At 65.5% G+C, this 15,960-nt stretch carries 4 protein-coding genes; all 4 read right to left on the bottom strand.

Annotated features, from left to right (window positions below; all coding sequences use genetic code 11):
- Window positions 1–8,231 (bottom strand): non-ribosomal peptide synthetase (locus MKS85_RS04025; RefSeq protein ID WP_310662747.1); only part of this gene is annotated, 8,231 nt, incomplete at its 3' end.
- 58 nt (window positions 8,232–8,289) lie between these two features.
- On the bottom strand, window positions 8,290–11,352 hold the full coding sequence (locus MKS85_RS04020; RefSeq protein WP_310662746.1) for an amino acid adenylation domain-containing protein: 3,063 nt from the start codon (window positions 11,350–11,352) through the stop codon (window positions 8,290–8,292).
- 111 nt (window positions 11,353–11,463) lie between these two features.
- Window positions 11,464–12,510, bottom strand: coding sequence for a TauD/TfdA family dioxygenase (locus MKS85_RS04015; protein WP_076384134.1), 1,047 nt, complete (start codon window positions 12,508–12,510; stop codon window positions 11,464–11,466).
- 17 nt (window positions 12,511–12,527) lie between these two features.
- A complete protein-coding gene (locus MKS85_RS04010) occupies window positions 12,528–15,956 on the bottom strand; it encodes a condensation domain-containing protein (RefSeq protein WP_310662745.1) in 3,429 nt (1,142 codons plus the stop codon).
- Between the last annotated feature and the right edge of the window lie 4 nt (window positions 15,957–15,960).

The following is a 15,960-nucleotide window of genomic DNA, read 5'->3' as shown; positions in this document are numbered from 1 at the left end:
AGGTCGTGAGCTTCGACGCTGATCGGCTCGAACGCTGGGGCCTGGGGCAGAGTGTCGAGGGTCCAGGCCTGATGCCCGGCGGGCAGGCGCGCCAGCCACTGCGCCTGGGTCAAGGTGACCTTGGCATCGGCGTCTTCGATCAGGAACGCCAGGCGTGCAGCCGGCAATTCCGGGTCCAGCGGCAACCACGCGGCGCCGGCATGGACGATGCCAAGCAAGGCCACAACCATTTCCACCGAACGCTCCATGCACAGCGGCACGATGCTGTCGCTGCCCACGCCGGCCGCACGCAGGGCCCGGGCAACGGTTTGCGCCCGTTGATCCAGCTCGGCATAGCTCAGGCGCTGGCCTTCGAACACCAATGCCGGGGCGTTGGGGCTCAGGGCGGCTTGTTGACTGAGCGCGGTGTGCAGGTCGGTCGGGCCGCTGTAGTTGCGCTCGGTGGCGTTCCATTCGACCAGTTGACGCTGACGTTCTGCCGCTGGCAACGGTGACCAGTCGCCGAGACGGGTCTGTGGTGCTTCGAGCATGGTTTCCAGCAGTTGTTGCCATTGTTCCAGCCAACGCCGGGCCGTGGTTTCGCTGAACAGCGCGGCGCGGTACTCCAGCAACACAGACAGCACCTCGCCGTCGTGCACTTCCCAGTTCAGGTCGTACTTGGTGGCCTGGGCGGTCACCGCCCGTTCGCTGACCTGCAACTGCGGCCATGGCTGGCTCGACGAATCGGCGTTCTGCATGGCGAACAGCACTTGGAAGAGCGGCGTCTGGCCGAGGCTGCGCGAAGGTTTCAGGTGCTCCACGACCTGGTCGAACGGCACGTCCTGATGCTGCTGGGCATCCAGCACACGGTTGCGCACCTGGCCCAGCAAACCTTCGAAATCCAGCGTCGGATCCAGATCGGCGCGCATGACCACGGTGTTGACGAAGCAGCCGATCAGCGGTTGCAGCTCGGCGAATGGACGCTGGGCCACCGGGCTGCCGACCCGTACGTCGCGCTGGTTGGCGTAGCGCCCCAAGAGCAACTGCGCCGCACCGAGCATGAGCATGTACAGCGTGGCGCCGCGTTGCTGGGCGAACTGCCGCAGGCGTGCCACCAGGGCAGACGGCAATTGCAGTTGCACTGCGCCGGCCGCTGGGGCGAGCTGGTTCGGACGGCCCTGTTCGGTCGGCAGGTCCAGCAGGTAGTCGCCGTCCTCCAGTTGGTTGCGCCAGTATTCCAGTTGGCTGCTGAACGCGGTCTGTTGACTGGGCTCGCGTTGCCAGAGGGCATAATCGGGGTATTGCAGCGCCAGCGCCGGGAGTGCCGCCGGAGTGTCCTGGCACTGGGCGGTGTAGAACTGTCGCAGTTCATCCAGCAGGTTCTGGCTGGAGGCGTCATCGGTGGCGCAGTGGTGCAGGCTGAGCAACAGCAGCGACTGGGCGCCGCCGCTGCGTTGCAGCAGTGTGGCACGCACGGGCACTTCGGCGGCGAGGTCGAAACGGCGGCCAGTTTGCGCGTGGATCGCCGCGTCGGTCAGTTGTTGCCACTGCTCGTCGCTGGCGGCCTGCAGTGGCGTGACTTGCAGGGTGATAGCGACTTGCGGTTCGACGATCAGCGCCAACTCACCGTCGCTATCGCGCACGATGCGGCTGCGCAGAATCTCGTGGCGCTGGACCACGCCGTCCAGGGCCGTTTGCAGGGCCTGGACATTGAGTTCGCCGTCCAGTTGCACGGCGCTGACCACGTTGTATTCACCACCGCCGGCGCTCAATTGTTCGAGGAACCACAAGCGTTGCTGTTCGAACGACAGCGGCAGGCGCGCCGGACGTGCCGGTGCAGCGAAGGTCGCCGCCGGGGCTTGCAGGGGATCGCCCAGCAGCGCGGCCAAGGCTTCCAGGGTCGGGTGTTCGAACACCGAGCGCAACGGTGGCACGCTGGCGAACTGTTGACGCAGGCGGGCAAACAGCGCCGCCGCCAGCAGCGAGTGGCCGCCGAGGTAGAAGAAGTGGCTGTCACGGCCGATCTGCGACGACGGCACGTTCAGCAACTCGGCCCACAGGGCGGCCAGTTGCTGTTCGGCGGCGCTGCGCGGTGGCTGCAGAGCGTCTGGCGCGGCTTGGATGTCCGGGGCCGGCAAAGCCTTGCGGTTGAGTTTGCCGTTGTCGGTCAGCGGCAACTCATCGAGCAGCACGAATGCCGACGGCACCATGTAGTCGGGCAGGGCGGCGCCAATGGCTTTGCGCCAAGCGTGAATATCGGCCTGCTGATCGCAGGTCACATAGGCCACCAGGCGCTTGTCGCCGGGCACGTCTTCACGGGCCAATACCACGGCCTGGCGCACGCCCGGTTGGGCGCCGATCAGGGTTTCAATTTCCCCCAGTTCGACGCGGAAGCCACGAATCTTCACTTGATGATCCATGCGTCCCAGGTATTCGAGCTGGCCGTCGGGCAGCCAGCGCACCAGGTCGCCGGACTTGTACATCCGCGCACCGGGCAGCGACGAGAACGGGTCTTCGATGAACACCTTCGCCGTCTGTTCGGCACGGTTGAGATAGCCCAGGGTCACGCCCGCACCGCCGATGTGCAGTTCCCCCGGGACGCCCACCGGCATCGGGTTGAGGAAAGCATCGAGCACGTAAGTGCGCACGTTGGCGATCGGCCGGCCAATGATCGGCCGCAGCGGGAAGTCATCCACCGCGCAACCGGTTGCATCGACCGTGCATTCGGTTGGGCCGTAGGTGTTGAAGAAGCGGCTGCCGGCAATTGACGGCAAGCGTTGCCATAGCTGCGCATCCACCGCATCGCCACCGAACAGCACGAAGCGCGGCAGGTACACCTCGCCACGACGAACGCCGTCACTTTCAAGCAAGGCCTTGAGCTGTGCCGGGGTGCACTCGAAGGCTTCCAGACGGGTGTCGCGGAAGAACCCAGCCAGGGCCTCGGGGTCGTAGCGCACGTCTTCCGGGGTCAGGTACAGGCTGTGGCCGTCGAGCAGCAGGATCAGCTCGGCCACCGAGCTGTCGAAGGCGAACGAGTAGTTGAAGCTGGTGCGCATCGGCTGGTCGGTGTAGCGGCGATACAAGCCATGGATGCGCGCCCAGGCCAGGTTGACCACCGAGCCGTTGGTTACCAGGGTGCCCTTGGGCTTACCGGTCGAGCCGGAGGTGTACATGATGTAGGCCAGGTCTTGCGGGCCGGCGAGCGGGGCAGGGTTGCTGTCCGGCTGGTTGGCGAACAGCGCTGCGTCGCTGTCCAGGCGCAAGCGTGGCAGTTCGGCGCCCAGCTGTTCCAGCAAACCCTGCTGGCCGAGGAACAGTGCCGGCTGCGCGTCTTCAAGCATGTACGCCAGGCGATCCACCGGGTAGGTCGGGTCCAGCGGTACATAAGCGCCGCCGGACTTGAGAATGCCCAGCAGGCCGACCAGCAGTTCCAGCGAACGCTCGACACACAGCGCCACCGGGCGGTTGGCACCGACACCACAGCTGCGCAGGTAATGCGCCACCTGATTGGCGCGCCGATTCAGTTCGCCGTAGCTCAGGCTGCGGCCTTCGAAACACAGGGCGTCGCGTTCCGGGGTGCGCTCGGCCTGTTGTTCAAACAACTGGGCAAAGGCCAGGTGCGTCGGCACCTGCATCTCGGTGCGGTTCCACTCGACCACGGTGCGTTGCCACTCCGCGTCCATTAGCAGCGGCAAGGCGGCGACCGGGCGCTGTGGCTCGGCGAGCATGTGTTCGAGCAGATGCTCCAGGCGCGCGAGAGTCTGGCGGGCGCTGTCGGCGACGAACAGGTCGAGGGCGAACATCAGCTCCAGCTGGATCGGCGCATTGGCCGGGCACAGCACGTGCAGGTCCAGATCGCATTCGGAGTGCCGCAGCGGCGTGTCCAGGGCTTCGAATTCCAGCCCGGGGAAGCGCAACCGCGACTCCATAGCCAGTTGCTGAGCGACCATCACCTGGTACAGCGGCGCATGGCTGAGGCTGCGTGGCAGTTGCAGGCTGTCGACCAATTGTTCGAACGGCAGGTCCTGATGCAGCAAGCCACTGCGCAGACGCTCGGCCACTTGTTTGACCAGGGCGGTGAAGCCGGCTTGCGGCTCGAAGTCGGCGCGGATCGCCAGGTTGTTCAGCAAGATGCCCAGAAGGCCTTCGGTGCCCGGTTGTTCCCGGTGGGTGACCGGGGTGCCGACAAGCACCGTGGCATCGCCGCTCAAACGGTGCATCAGCACGGTGAAGCCGGCGAACAGCACGGTGAACGGCGTGGTGCCGAGGCGACCGGCAAAGGCTTGCACTCGACCACTGAGGTCGGCGCTGAGTTCACGCTGCACGATCCCGGCGCGGTAACTTTGCACCGATGGCCGTGGATGATCGGTGGGCAAGGCCAGCAGCGGGCTGGAGTCGTTGTCGCGACGGTCCAGGGTGGTGGTCCAGTAATCGAGTTGGCGCTTGAGTTCGGCGCCTTGCAGGTGTTCGCGCTGCCAGAGGGCGAAGTCAGCGTATTGCAGTGGCAGGGCCGGCAGGGCGGCGGGCGCGCCGTTGCAACGGGCTTCATAACCCAGGGCCAGCTCGCGCAGGGCGATGGTGGCCGACCAGGCGTCCGAGACCAGGTGATGCAGGGCGATGCCCAGCACATGCTCGTCCGGCGCCAGGCGCAGCAAGCGCGCCCGCAGCAACGGAGGGCAGGTCAGGTCGAACGGTTGCTCGAAGGTGTCTTGCAAGGCATTGAACTGCGCGCCGGCGCGGGCGGTGGCGGTCAGGCTCGACAAGTCTTCGAAGGGCAGCGCGATATCCAGGGTTGGGCTGATGCGCTGGCACGGCACACCGTCGATGCTGTGGATGCCGGTGCGCAGGATTTCGTGGCGCACCAGCAGGTCGTTCAGGCTGGCGTGCAGCGCCTGGATGTCGAGTTCCCCCTTGAGGTGCAGGGCGAACGGGATGTTGAACAGGGTGGTGCCCGGCGTCAGTTGTTCGATGAACCACAGACGCTGTTGCGAGAACGACAGCGGTAGCAGCGGCGGACGAGGCTGGGCCTTGGGCACGCTGAGCGCGTTGGCGTGTGGTGCGGCGGCCTCGGCCTGGCGGGCGGCGATGGCTTCGGCCAGCAAGGCCACGGTCGGCTGTTCGAACAACACCCGCAACGGCAGGTCGAGCTTGAATTGGGTGCGCAGGCGGGCCACGATCTGGGTCGCCAGTAGTGAATGCCCACCGAGGGTGAAGAAGTTGTCTTCCACGCCTACTGTGTCGCGCCCCAGGACCTCGGCCCAGACAGACGCCACGCTGGTTTCCAGCGCGTTGCGCGGGGCGATGCTGTGCTGGGTGTCGGCCTGCCAGTCCAGCTCACGGGCGGCGAGGGCCTTGCGATCGACCTTGCCGTTGTTGTTCAGGGGCAGCTTGTCCAGGCAGACGAAGGCCGCCGGCACCATGTACGGCGGCAGTTGCGCGCGCAGGTGCTCGCTCAGGCCGTCGCTGCCCAGGGCCTGGTCATGGGCCGCCCAGTACGCCACCAGCCAGGCTTCGCCGACGGTGTTTTCCCGCAGCAGGACTGCGGCTTCCCGCACGTTCGGGTGCTGCGCGAGACGGTGTTCGATTTCCGTCAGCTCGATCCGGTGCCCGCGCAGTTTGACCTGCTGGTCGCGGCGGCCGAGGTATTCGATCACCCCGTCTGCACGCCAGCGTCCCAGGTCACCGGTGCGGTACAGGCGACCTTCGAGTTGAGGATGGTCGATAAAGGCGTCAGCGGTGCGTTGCGGGTCGTGCAGATAGCCGCGGCCGACGCCGACGCCCCCGACACAAATTTCCCCGGCCACGCCAACCGGCACCGGGCGCAGGGCTTCGTCCAGCACATACAGGCGGTTGTTGGCGGTCGGCTGGCCGATGGGCATGTGACTGACTTCGGCCCCCGGTGCTTCGAAGATCGGCTGGAAGGCCACGTCGTCGGCGCATTCGGCCGGCCCGTAGGCGTTCATCAAGGCAATGTCGGGGAACCGGGCGAACCAGTCGCGGGCCACGGTCGGCGGCAGGGCTTCACCGGTGGGCAATACCCAGCGCAGGTCCGGCAGTTGCAAATCGCATGGGCACAGTGCGAGCAAGGTGCGCATCAGGCTCGGGACGATTTCCAGCACGTTCAGGCGCTCGCTGGCGAGCACTTGCAGCAGGCGTTGCGGGTCGTGGGCGACCTCATCCGGAAGAATGTGCACGGTGGCACCGAGCACCGGCGCGGCGAGGAACTGCCACACCGAAATGTCGAACGCCACCGAGGCGGTCTGGGGTATCCGGTCGGCGGCGCTGAGGCCCAGGGCCGGTACTTTGCCGAAGATGTTGTTGAGCATGCCGCGCTGTTCGATCATCACACCCTTCGGAGTGCCGGTCGAACCGGAGGTGAACAGCACGTAGGCCAGGCTGTCCGGACCGGCGAGCACCGGCAGAGGCGCGTCGTTGCCCGACGTCCAGCAGGCCTCGGCGAACAGCGCCTCGGGCGCCCGGTCGAGGTCGCTGAGCAGTTGATCGAGCAGGCCGCTGCAGGCTTCGCTCGCCACCAGCAGAGGCGCGCGGGACAGCCCGAGGATTTCCCGCAGGCGCTCGGGCGGGTGATTGACCTCAAGGGGCAGCATCGCTGCGCCCGCCTTGAACACGGCCAGCATCATGGTCAACAGCGCCAGGCCACGAGGGGCCACCAGCGCGACCAGTTGATCTGCGCCGGCGCCGGCCTCGCGCAGGGCATGAGCCAGGCGCGTGGAACGCAGGTCCAGCTCGGCGTAGGTCAGTGACTCACCGGCGCAGATCGCGGCGACCTGATCACCGCGCTGGGCGACCTGGGCGGCAAACAGCTCGGCGTAGCTTTGATCCAGCGGGAAATCGTGGCGGTTGAGTGCCCACTCGCCCAGCAACTGTTGGCGCTCCTCGGCGGCCAGCAGTTCGAAGCTGGCCAACGGCGCGTCGGGGGCGGCGAGCATGCTGCGCACCAGGCTGGCGATGTGGCCCAGCAGGCGCTGCACGGTGGCGGCCTCGAAACGTTCGCGGTCATACGACACGCGGATGCCCAGCTGTTCCTCCGGCAGGATCACCACGGTCAAGCCGTAGTGGGTGTGCACGCTGTGGTCCATACCTTCGAGGCTGAACTGGAAGCCGCCTTCGAGGATCTGTTCGTCGATGGGCGCGTTTTCGAATACCAGGATGCTGTCGAACAGGGTCTCGCCCCGGGGGAAATCGCTCCAGCCCTGGATGTCGGTCAACGGCGTGTGCTCGAAGTCGCGCATGTCGACGTTGAGCTTTTGCAGGTCGCCCAGCCAATTGCCGAGCGTGGCATTCGGGTCCACCGACACCCGCAGTGGCAAGGTGTTGATGAACAGGCCGATCATTTGTGCGACGCCGGTCAGGTCGGCCGGACGCCCGGCCACGGTGACGCCGAAGACCACGTCCTGTTGCCCGCTGTAGCGCGACAGCAGCAGTGACCAGACGCCCTGGAAAAACGTGTTCGGGGTGATCCGCCGATTGCGGCAGAACGCCGCCAGCGCCTGGGTTTCCTGCTCGTTCAGGTGAATCAGTTGGTCGTCCACCAGCACCGCATCGGTGTAGCGGTCGCGGGTCACGCCGTTGTCCACGGTCAGTGGTGTGGGCGCGTTTAGCCCTTGCAACTGGCCGCGCCAGAATTGCTCGGCCTTGCCCGCATCCTGGCGTTGCAGCCACTGGATGTAATCGCGAAACGGCCGAGGGCTTTTCAGCTCTGGCGTGCGGTCGTTGCACAGTGCTTCGTAGACTTTGAGGAAGTCCACGGTCACCAGGGAAATGCACCAGGCGTCCATCAGGATGTGGTGGAAGCTGCGAATGAATTCGTAGGACTCGTCAGCCAGGCGCACCAGTCGAAAGCGAATCAGCGGTGGCTTGGACAGGTTGAAGCCGACTTTCTGCTCGTCTTCCAGCAGGGTGCGGATCCGCGCTTCCTGCTCATGGGGGGCGAGCCCGCGCAAATCGAGGGTGTCCAGCGGTACCTTGACCTGACGATGGATCACCTGCACCGGTTGCTTCTGGCTTTTCCACTGGAAACTGGCGCGCAGGGAAGGGTGCAGCGCCACCACCTGGCGCCAGGATTCGAGGAACGCGCCTTCATCAATGGCCCCGCCGATGCGGTAGCGATCCTGCATCAGGTACACACCGGAGTCTTCGTGCAGCAGGGAGTGGAACAGCATCCCTTGTTGCAGCGGCGACAGCGGGTAAATGTCTTCGATCGGGTTGCCGGTGGTTTTTTCGCTGGTCATTAAAAGGATCCTGCGTAAATAGGGGCGACGGTGATGGCGTGCTGACGAGAAGAACCGCTCACAGGTCGGCCTCGTCCAGTTCGGCCATCAGCGCTTGCATTTCGTCATCGGACAGGCCCGAGGCGCTGAATTCGGTGCTGTCGGCTTGCGGCTCGGCGGCGCTCGGATCCAGCGGTTGCGCGACCTCGGCCATGGCTGCGACGGTCTGGCGTTCGAAGACTTGCTTGGCCGACAGCGCGATGCCTTGCTCATGGGCCTGGGCCACCACTTGCAGGCTCAGGATCGAGTCGCCGCCGATGGCGAAGAAATTGTCGGTGACGCTCACCGTCGAGAGTTTCAAGACCTTGGCGACGATGGCTTGCAGGGTGGTTTCCATGGCGTTGCGCGGCGCCACGTGGGCGCTTTCGTCGAGCTGCTCCGGGTCGGGCAACTGGCGGGTGTCGAGCTTGCCGTTGGGCGTGCGGGGAAAGCTCGTCAGGGTCAGCACCAGGGCCGGCACCATGTACGACGGCAGGCGTTCGCCGAGGAAACGCTTGATCGCCTCCGAGTCCGGTGCGTAGCCGTGGGCGGCCAGGATATAGGCGAGCAGGCGCTTGCCGGCGGCATGTTCCTGGACGATCACCGCGGCTTCGCGCACGTCGCTGTGGCTGCACAATTGGCGTTCGATTTCGCCCAGTTCGATGCGGTAGCCGCGCACCTTGACCTGATGGTCCTTGCGCCCCAGGAATGCCAGGCGCCCGTCGGCTAGCCAGCACGCCAGGTCGCCGGTGCGGTAGGCGCGAGTGCCGTCGGTCAGGGTGACGAAGGCCTTGGCGGTTTCTTCGGGTTTGTGGCGATAGCCGCGGGCCAGGGTGGGGCCGGCGAGGACGATTTCACCCGGTTCGCCAATGCCGCAAGCCGTGTCGAATTCATTCAGCAGGCGCAGGTCCATGCCGGCGATCGGACGGCCGATGCTGACGTTCCGGCGTGGGTCCAGCACCTCATAGGTGGCCCAGACGGTGGCCTCAGTGGGGCCGTATTCGTTCACCAGATGTGCGTGTGGCAGGGTCTTGCTGTGTTGCGCGATCAGCGACGGCGGGCAAGCCTCACCCGCGACGATCCAGCAGGCGAGGCTGTCGGTTCCCCCGCTGCGCTGCAATTGATCGAGCAGGGCTTGGTACAGCGACGGTAGCGACAGGCCGTGGCTGACCTGGTGCTGGGCAATCAACTGCGCCAGGCGGGCCATCTCCAGCTCTTCGCCTGGGGCGGGCAACACCAGGCGTCCGCCTTGGGCCAGGGTCCAGAAAATCCCGGCGACCGAACTGTCGAAGGCAAACGACGACAACAACAGGTAGGCGCGCACCGGAGTCTCATAGGCTGCCATGCGCACTTGGGTTGAGAAACTCAAGGCGCCGTGGCTGATTTCCACGGCTTTCGGCGCACCGGTAGAGCCGGAGGTGTAGATCAGGTAGGCGAGGTCGTTGGCGTCCGGCAAGGGCAGTGCCGGACAGTCGCCGAGGTCCTGTGTTGTCAGCTCTCCCAGCACGAAGCGTTGCAGGTTGGCCGGCACGCTGTCGGCCAGTTCGGCGCTGACCACGATGTGGGCGATGGCGCTGTCGGCGAGCATGTAGGCGCGGCGGTCGGCCGGGTAGGTCGGATCGACGGGCACGTAGGCGCCACCGGCTTTCAAGACGGCGAGCATGGCGACAATGGCCGCGTTACTGCGGGCGAACAGGATGCCGACGGGCACCCCTGGACCGATGCCGGCGGCGACCAGTTGATGGGCCAGTTGCGTGGCGCAGGCGTCGAGGCGGCTGTAGCTCAGGTCGCCGTCCTTGTCGCTGAGGGCGATGGCGTTCGGTTGTTGGCGAACCTGACGGGCAATCAATTCCACCAGCGTCACCGGTTCGATGGAGGGTGCGCTCGCGCCGGCACCGATCAACTGCGATTGCAGCGCGCCACCCAGGGGCAATTGGGCCCAGCCCCGTTGCGGTTCGGCCAGGGCGCCGTGCAGCAGTTGCAGCCATTGTTCGGCGAGGCAGCCCACAGCGTCGGCGCTGAGGACATGGCGGTCGTAGACCACCTGCGCGTGCAGGCTGTCGGGCAACTGGCGGACGTTCAGGCAAGCCTTCAACGGGTTCATGACCGCACTGGCGTGGCGCTCCCGGGCATCGCCGGAGCGCCAGGCAAAAGCGTATCCGGCGTGGTGGTCGCCGGTGTAATAGTCTTGCCAGCCAATCAGCCGTTCCAGGGTGGCGGCCACTTGCGTGCTTTGCTCCAGCAGAGTCGCCTGGGCATCCAGTTCGATGCTCACGGGCAGGCACTGTTCGAACAGGCCCAGGGTGTTCTCCAGTTCCGCGCCGCGACTTTCATGGATCAGAGTGAGTGGCACCTGTTGCTGGCCGGCCAGTCGTCCCAGGACCGCTGCCCATGCCGCCAGCAGCAGTTCCGGGGTCAGGGCCGGGTGACGGGCGGGGTCGGCCGGCAGCGTCAGCTCCAGTCGGGTCGGCGCAAATCCACCATCGAGGGGCGATTCCAGCGGCAGCTGCAAGGTGGCCTGTTCGGTGTCGCCCGCAGGTTTCCAGAAGCTCACGCCCGGATGATCCGGTGCGTCTTCCACCAGGCTCCAGCGCCATTCGGCGTAATCGGCGTACTGCAGGGTTTCGGACAGGTCCGTGGCAGTGTCTTGCAGCAATGCAGCGGCCAGCCATTTCAGGCTGGCGAGGTCGAAGTGGCTGCTGGCCGCCGCGAGGTCCAGCACGCCTTGCTCATCGGACAGGCGCACCAGGGTCACCCACAGCGGGGTTGTCCAGTCACGGGGCTGGGTGGCGAGCTGAGCGAGCGCGGCGTCCTGATCAGCGCGGCTGTGCTGGCGCAGGTCCTGGAGGTTCACCGCCAGTGAGCCGGCTTCGTCAATCACCTGCACCGGGTGGCGCAGGCCTGGCACGGGCATCAGGCGTGTGCGCAGGATTTCGCTGCCGGCCACCAGTGCCTGCAGGCGGTTGTTCAGTGCATCGACGTCCAGCGGTTGTGACAGCGACCATTGCAAATGACAGCTGAACGGGTGCTGCGCTGCGCCGTGGGTGTGGGGGTAAACCGATGCCTGTTGCGGCGAAATACGAAAACCTTGAAGTCCGCTCATGTTCATCTCGACTGGAAAAGGGCTTGAGCCTGGATCACCGCACAGACGTCGGGGCTTGCTGGACTCGTGTCAGGCAAGCCGCCTGCGAACGGCGGGTGGACCCGTTGAATGTCAGACGGCAACGTCGCTCGACAGCAGGGCTTCAGCCATGCCGGTCATGATGGCGCGCTTGCCGGTAAAGGGTTCGCGACCGTGCACGGCGAGCATGTTGTCGATGAACAACACGTCCCCCTGCTGCCAACTGAAGCGCACCAGCGAGTCGAGGTAGGCCGCGCGTAGCGATTCCAGGACCTGCGGCTCGATCGGTTCGCCATCGCCGTAAAAGGTGTTGGTGGGCAGGTCGAGGTCGTTGAAGTTGCTTTGCAGCGAATCGCGGATTCGCTCGGGCAGGGTGCTGATGTGGAAGAACGTGGCGTGGTTGAACCAGACCTCTTCGCCGGTGCGCGGGTGGCGCACCACGGCCGGCCCGCGTTGGCGGGTGCGCAGGCGATTGTTGTCTTTCCATTCCACTTCGATGCCGACGCTGGCGCAGTAGGCTTCCACTTCGCGGCGGTCTTCGGACTGGAACACGCTCTGCCACGGCAGGCCGAAACCGTCGCCGTAGTTGCGAACGTACAGCACGCCTTTTTCCCGGAACCGCGCTTCGATCTGCGGGCTGATCCTGGCCTTTACGGCGCGGGTCGAGCCGATCGGTGTTTCACCGCCGGTCTCGGACGGCAGTTGGCAGTAGAAGAACAACCGTAGCGGGAAGCGCGGCGAGTAGGAGTGTTCGTTGTGGGGGAAAATCATCTGGTCGGCCGGGTAGTCGGTCGAGGTGTAGATGTTGCCGCCGACCCGTGTCCGGGGGGACGCGCGGAACATGTATTCCAGCGCTCCGGGGGAGAGGGCGGCGATCACCTGGTCGAACTGCTCGACAGACGCGACGTTGAAGCCGCGAAACAGCAGGGCGCCGTACTGCAGCAGTTTCTTTTCCAGCGACTCGCGTTCCCGGGCGGCCCAGGCGATCAGGTCAACGCCGCTGACCGCCGGTTCGATCACCAGGGGCAGCGCGTGGTCCGGACTGAGCAGGCGCTCGGTGACCAACTGTTGTTCCGAGACGTTCATGGCTTTGCGACGCACGGCGCCAAGGGCGCGTGGCGATGGGGGCACGATAGACATAACGGCATCCGACTCGGTTAAAGGGACAAGGAGCGACGTTTGGCTTGCATCATCTGGCTGCGACCGGCCAGCGCCTGGGACTGCTGTCGCTCCCGGGTAAAGGCCTGATCCCAGCTGTCGATGCGCTCGGCCAGTGCCGGCAACGGCTCGTCCAGCAGGCTGTGCATCTGCTCCAGCAGGCGCGTCCACAGGTGTTGCAGGCGCAAGGCACGGTCCCGGTCGAAGTATTCGCCGCGATACTTGAGGGTCGCGGCGAGGCCTTCGTCGCCGTGCACCAGGTCGAGCACCAGGTGGAAATCCCCCGGTGCCTGGGCCACGTCCAGCGCGGACAACTGCGCGCCAGCGATGGCGGTCGGGGTCACCCGTGACGGTTGATAGTTGAGCTTGACCTGGAACAGCGGCGAGTGACCGGGGCGGCGCTGCGGCGCGAGTGCCGAGACCACCAGATCAAAAGGCAGGCCTTGATGGGCATAGGCCAGGCGCGACTCATCGCGAACCTGCTCAAGGAAACCGGCCAGGGTCGCTTCGCCGCGCAAGTCACAGCGCAGGGTCAACTGGTTGACGAAGAAACCGATGACGTCGTTGTGCTCTGCCAGCGGTCGGCCGCTGACGTCGGTGCCCAACAGGAACTGCGGCTGGCCGCCCAGTTGCTTGAGGACCAGTTGGTAGCTGGCCAGCAACAACATGAACAACGTCATGCCTTGTTCACGGGCCAGCGCTGCCAAGCGCTCACAGCCGGTCTGCGGCACGTTGAAGTCCAGGCTGTATTCGCCCGGGGCCTGGCCGCTGCCACCCAGTTCCAACGTTTGCGGCATGCCGGCCAGGTGTTCGCGCCAGAAGCCTTGCTCGGTGGCGATTCGCTGTTCGCTCCAGTGCAGGGCTTCCCATTGGGCGAAAGCCAGGTATTGCCCCGGCAGCGCGGCGTCCGCCGAACCCGCCAGTTCTGCCAACAATATTTGCGCCGAGCGTCCGTCGAAGGCGATGTGGTGCAGCGTCAACAGTAGGTCATGCTGTTGGTCATGGCGGCTGAGTAACTGCGCTCGCAGCACTGGGCCGGCTTGCAGATCGACAGGGGTGGCGTGTTCTTGGGCCAGGCGTTCGTCCAACGTCTGCTGTTGCTGCGCTTGGTTCTGCTCACGCACATCATGATGGACCAGCGCCACAGCCGTGGCCGGCAACACCTGTTGTTGCGGGCCATCGACACTGTCGCGGTACACCGTGCGCAACACGCCGTGACGCTCGACCAGCGTGTTCAGGCGCAGGGCCAACGTCTCGATGTCCAGCGGACCTTGCAGGCGCAGGTGCAGTACCAGGTTGTGGCGGGTGTCGTCCGGGTTCAGTTGGCGCAGGAACCACAAGCGACGCTGGGCGAACGACTGATGCCCCTGACTGGGGTTGGTCTGCTCGGTGGGAGCATTGGCCGTTGGCGTTGGATCATTGAGGAAAGCGTGCAGGGCCAGCGCCCATTGCCCCAGGGTGGTTTCCCCGAACAGGCTTTGGGTATCGAGGTTCCAGCCCAGGTCCCTGTGCAGGCGCGTGGAAAAGTCGGCCACGCCGATGGAATCCAGGCCCTGGCCGATCAGGCTGAGGTTAAAGTCGGCGGAAAAATACGGGTTGACCGCGTGCAGCGTCTGTTCCAGCCATTGGCGGCAGGCGGCTTGGGCCTGTTGCGACGTTTCGGTCGCCAGGTTATTGAGCTGGGCAAGGTCAAGGGGCTCGTCGTTCGAGGCCAGCGTTCCACCGCTCTGGGCGATGATGCTCAACGTGCCGGCGGCCAGTTGTTTGCGCGCACCTTGGCGGGCGATCTTGCCGCTGGTGGTCATCGGGATGGTGCCGGCTTGCACCAGCACAATCTGGTCGATGCCGCAGTCGGCGGCTTCGCGCACAGCGTTTTGCATCGACGCGAACAGCGCCGGATGATGCGCCGGGTCGACGAACTTGCGCTGCGGCTCGGCGACAATCACCAGTTTCTCGCGGCCCAGTGCCGGGTCCATTTGCGCGAAGGCGGCGATGCGTCCGGTACGGATGCCCGGCTCGGCGTCGGTAATGGCGAATTCGATGTCGTGGGGGTAAAGGTTGCGCCCATTGAGAATCAACAGGTCCTTGAGCCGCCCGCAGATCACCACCTGGCCTTCGTGCATGAAGCCCAGGTCGCCGGAGCGCAGGTAATGTTCCGATGAGCCGACTATCCGTGCCTCAAAGGCTTCACGAGTGGCCTCAAGATTCTTCCAGTAGGATTCGGCGTTGCTCGGACCCTTGAGCCAGACTTCGCCGATGTGATCGGCGGCGCAGCGCTCGAAAGTGTGCGGGTCGACGATGGCGATGCTGTGCAAGGCTTGCGGATAACCGCAGGCGACGAACTCCACCGCGGCGGCATCGGCAGCGGCCAGGGCCACGCGACCGCTCTCCAGCACGGCTTTGTCCAGGCGCAGCACCACCGGCAGCGCATCGGCCGGCGTGGCGCTGACGCACAGCGTTGCTTCGGCCTGGCCATAACCGGGGCTGATGGCCAACGGGTTCAGGCCGCAGGCGGCAAAACGCTGGGCGAAGGCTTCCAGGGTGCCGGGATGGATCGGCTCTGCGCCGTTGATGGCGTGTTTCCAGTTGCTCAGGTCCAGCTGTGCGATCAGGTTGTCGCTGACCACGCGGTTGCACAGGGCATAGGCGAAGTTGGGGGCGAAGCTGGCGGTGGCCCGGTAGCGACTCAATGCCTGCAGCCAGGTCGACGGCGCATTGACGAAGGTCTGGGAAGCCATCAGGTAGCACGGCATGCCGCTGTAGAGCGGAGCCAGCATGCCGCCGATCAGGCCCATGTCGTGATACAGCGGCAGCCAGTTGACCATGGCGCCGTGCTCGTCGAAATCGTACGCCTGGCGCATCAGTTCGACGTTGGCGATCAGGTTGCGCTGACGCACCTCGACGCCTTTTGGCGAGCCGGTCGAGCCTGAGGTGTATTGCAGGAAGGCTACGGTCGAACCGTCGATAGCCGGGCGTTGCCACTGGCTGGTCGGTGGTGTGCCCAGGTGCTGGACGGTCAGCACCTCGACGCGGCCCTCCACCAGTTCCTGCAGGCTTTCGCAATGATCCGCCGGTGCCAGAATCAGCGCCGGCTCGGCATCCACTACCACGTTGCGGACGCGGTCGAGGTGGCGCGGTTTGCGCGACGGTGGCGGAAACAACGGCACGGCAATCAGGCCCGCATATAGGCAGGCACAGAAGGCGCGGGCGTAGTCGAGGCTGCTGGGCAGCATCAACAGCACGCGATCACCCGGCGCATAACGCGCTTGCAGCGCGGCCGCCAGGGACTGGGACTGCTCGTGCAGTTGGGCAAAGGTCAGGGTTTCGCCGATGTTTACACCGTCCGGCAAGAAATGCAGGGCAGCACGCTGAGGGAAGTGCTGGGCGTTGGCTTCCAGCACCTCGATCCAATGTTTGAATGAAAACATGTGC

It is taken from the genome of Pseudomonas sp. JL2 (assembly GCF_031570495.1).
Taxonomy (GTDB): domain Bacteria; phylum Pseudomonadota; class Gammaproteobacteria; order Pseudomonadales; family Pseudomonadaceae; genus Aquipseudomonas; species Aquipseudomonas rhizophila.
This window is presented reverse-complemented; position numbering and strand designations above follow the sequence as displayed.

Coding starts and splice junctions, on each gene's coding strand:
- MKS85_RS04020 (WP_310662746.1), bottom strand. CDS start 11,352: ATGAGCGGACTTCAAGGTTTTCGTATTTCGCCGCAACAGGCATCGGTT.
- MKS85_RS04015 (WP_076384134.1), bottom strand. CDS start 12,510: ATGTCTATCGTGCCCCCATCGCCACGCGCCCTTGGCGCCGTGCGTCGC.
- MKS85_RS04010 (WP_310662745.1), bottom strand. CDS start 15,956: ATGTTTTCATTCAAACATTGGATCGAGGTGCTGGAAGCCAACGCCCAG.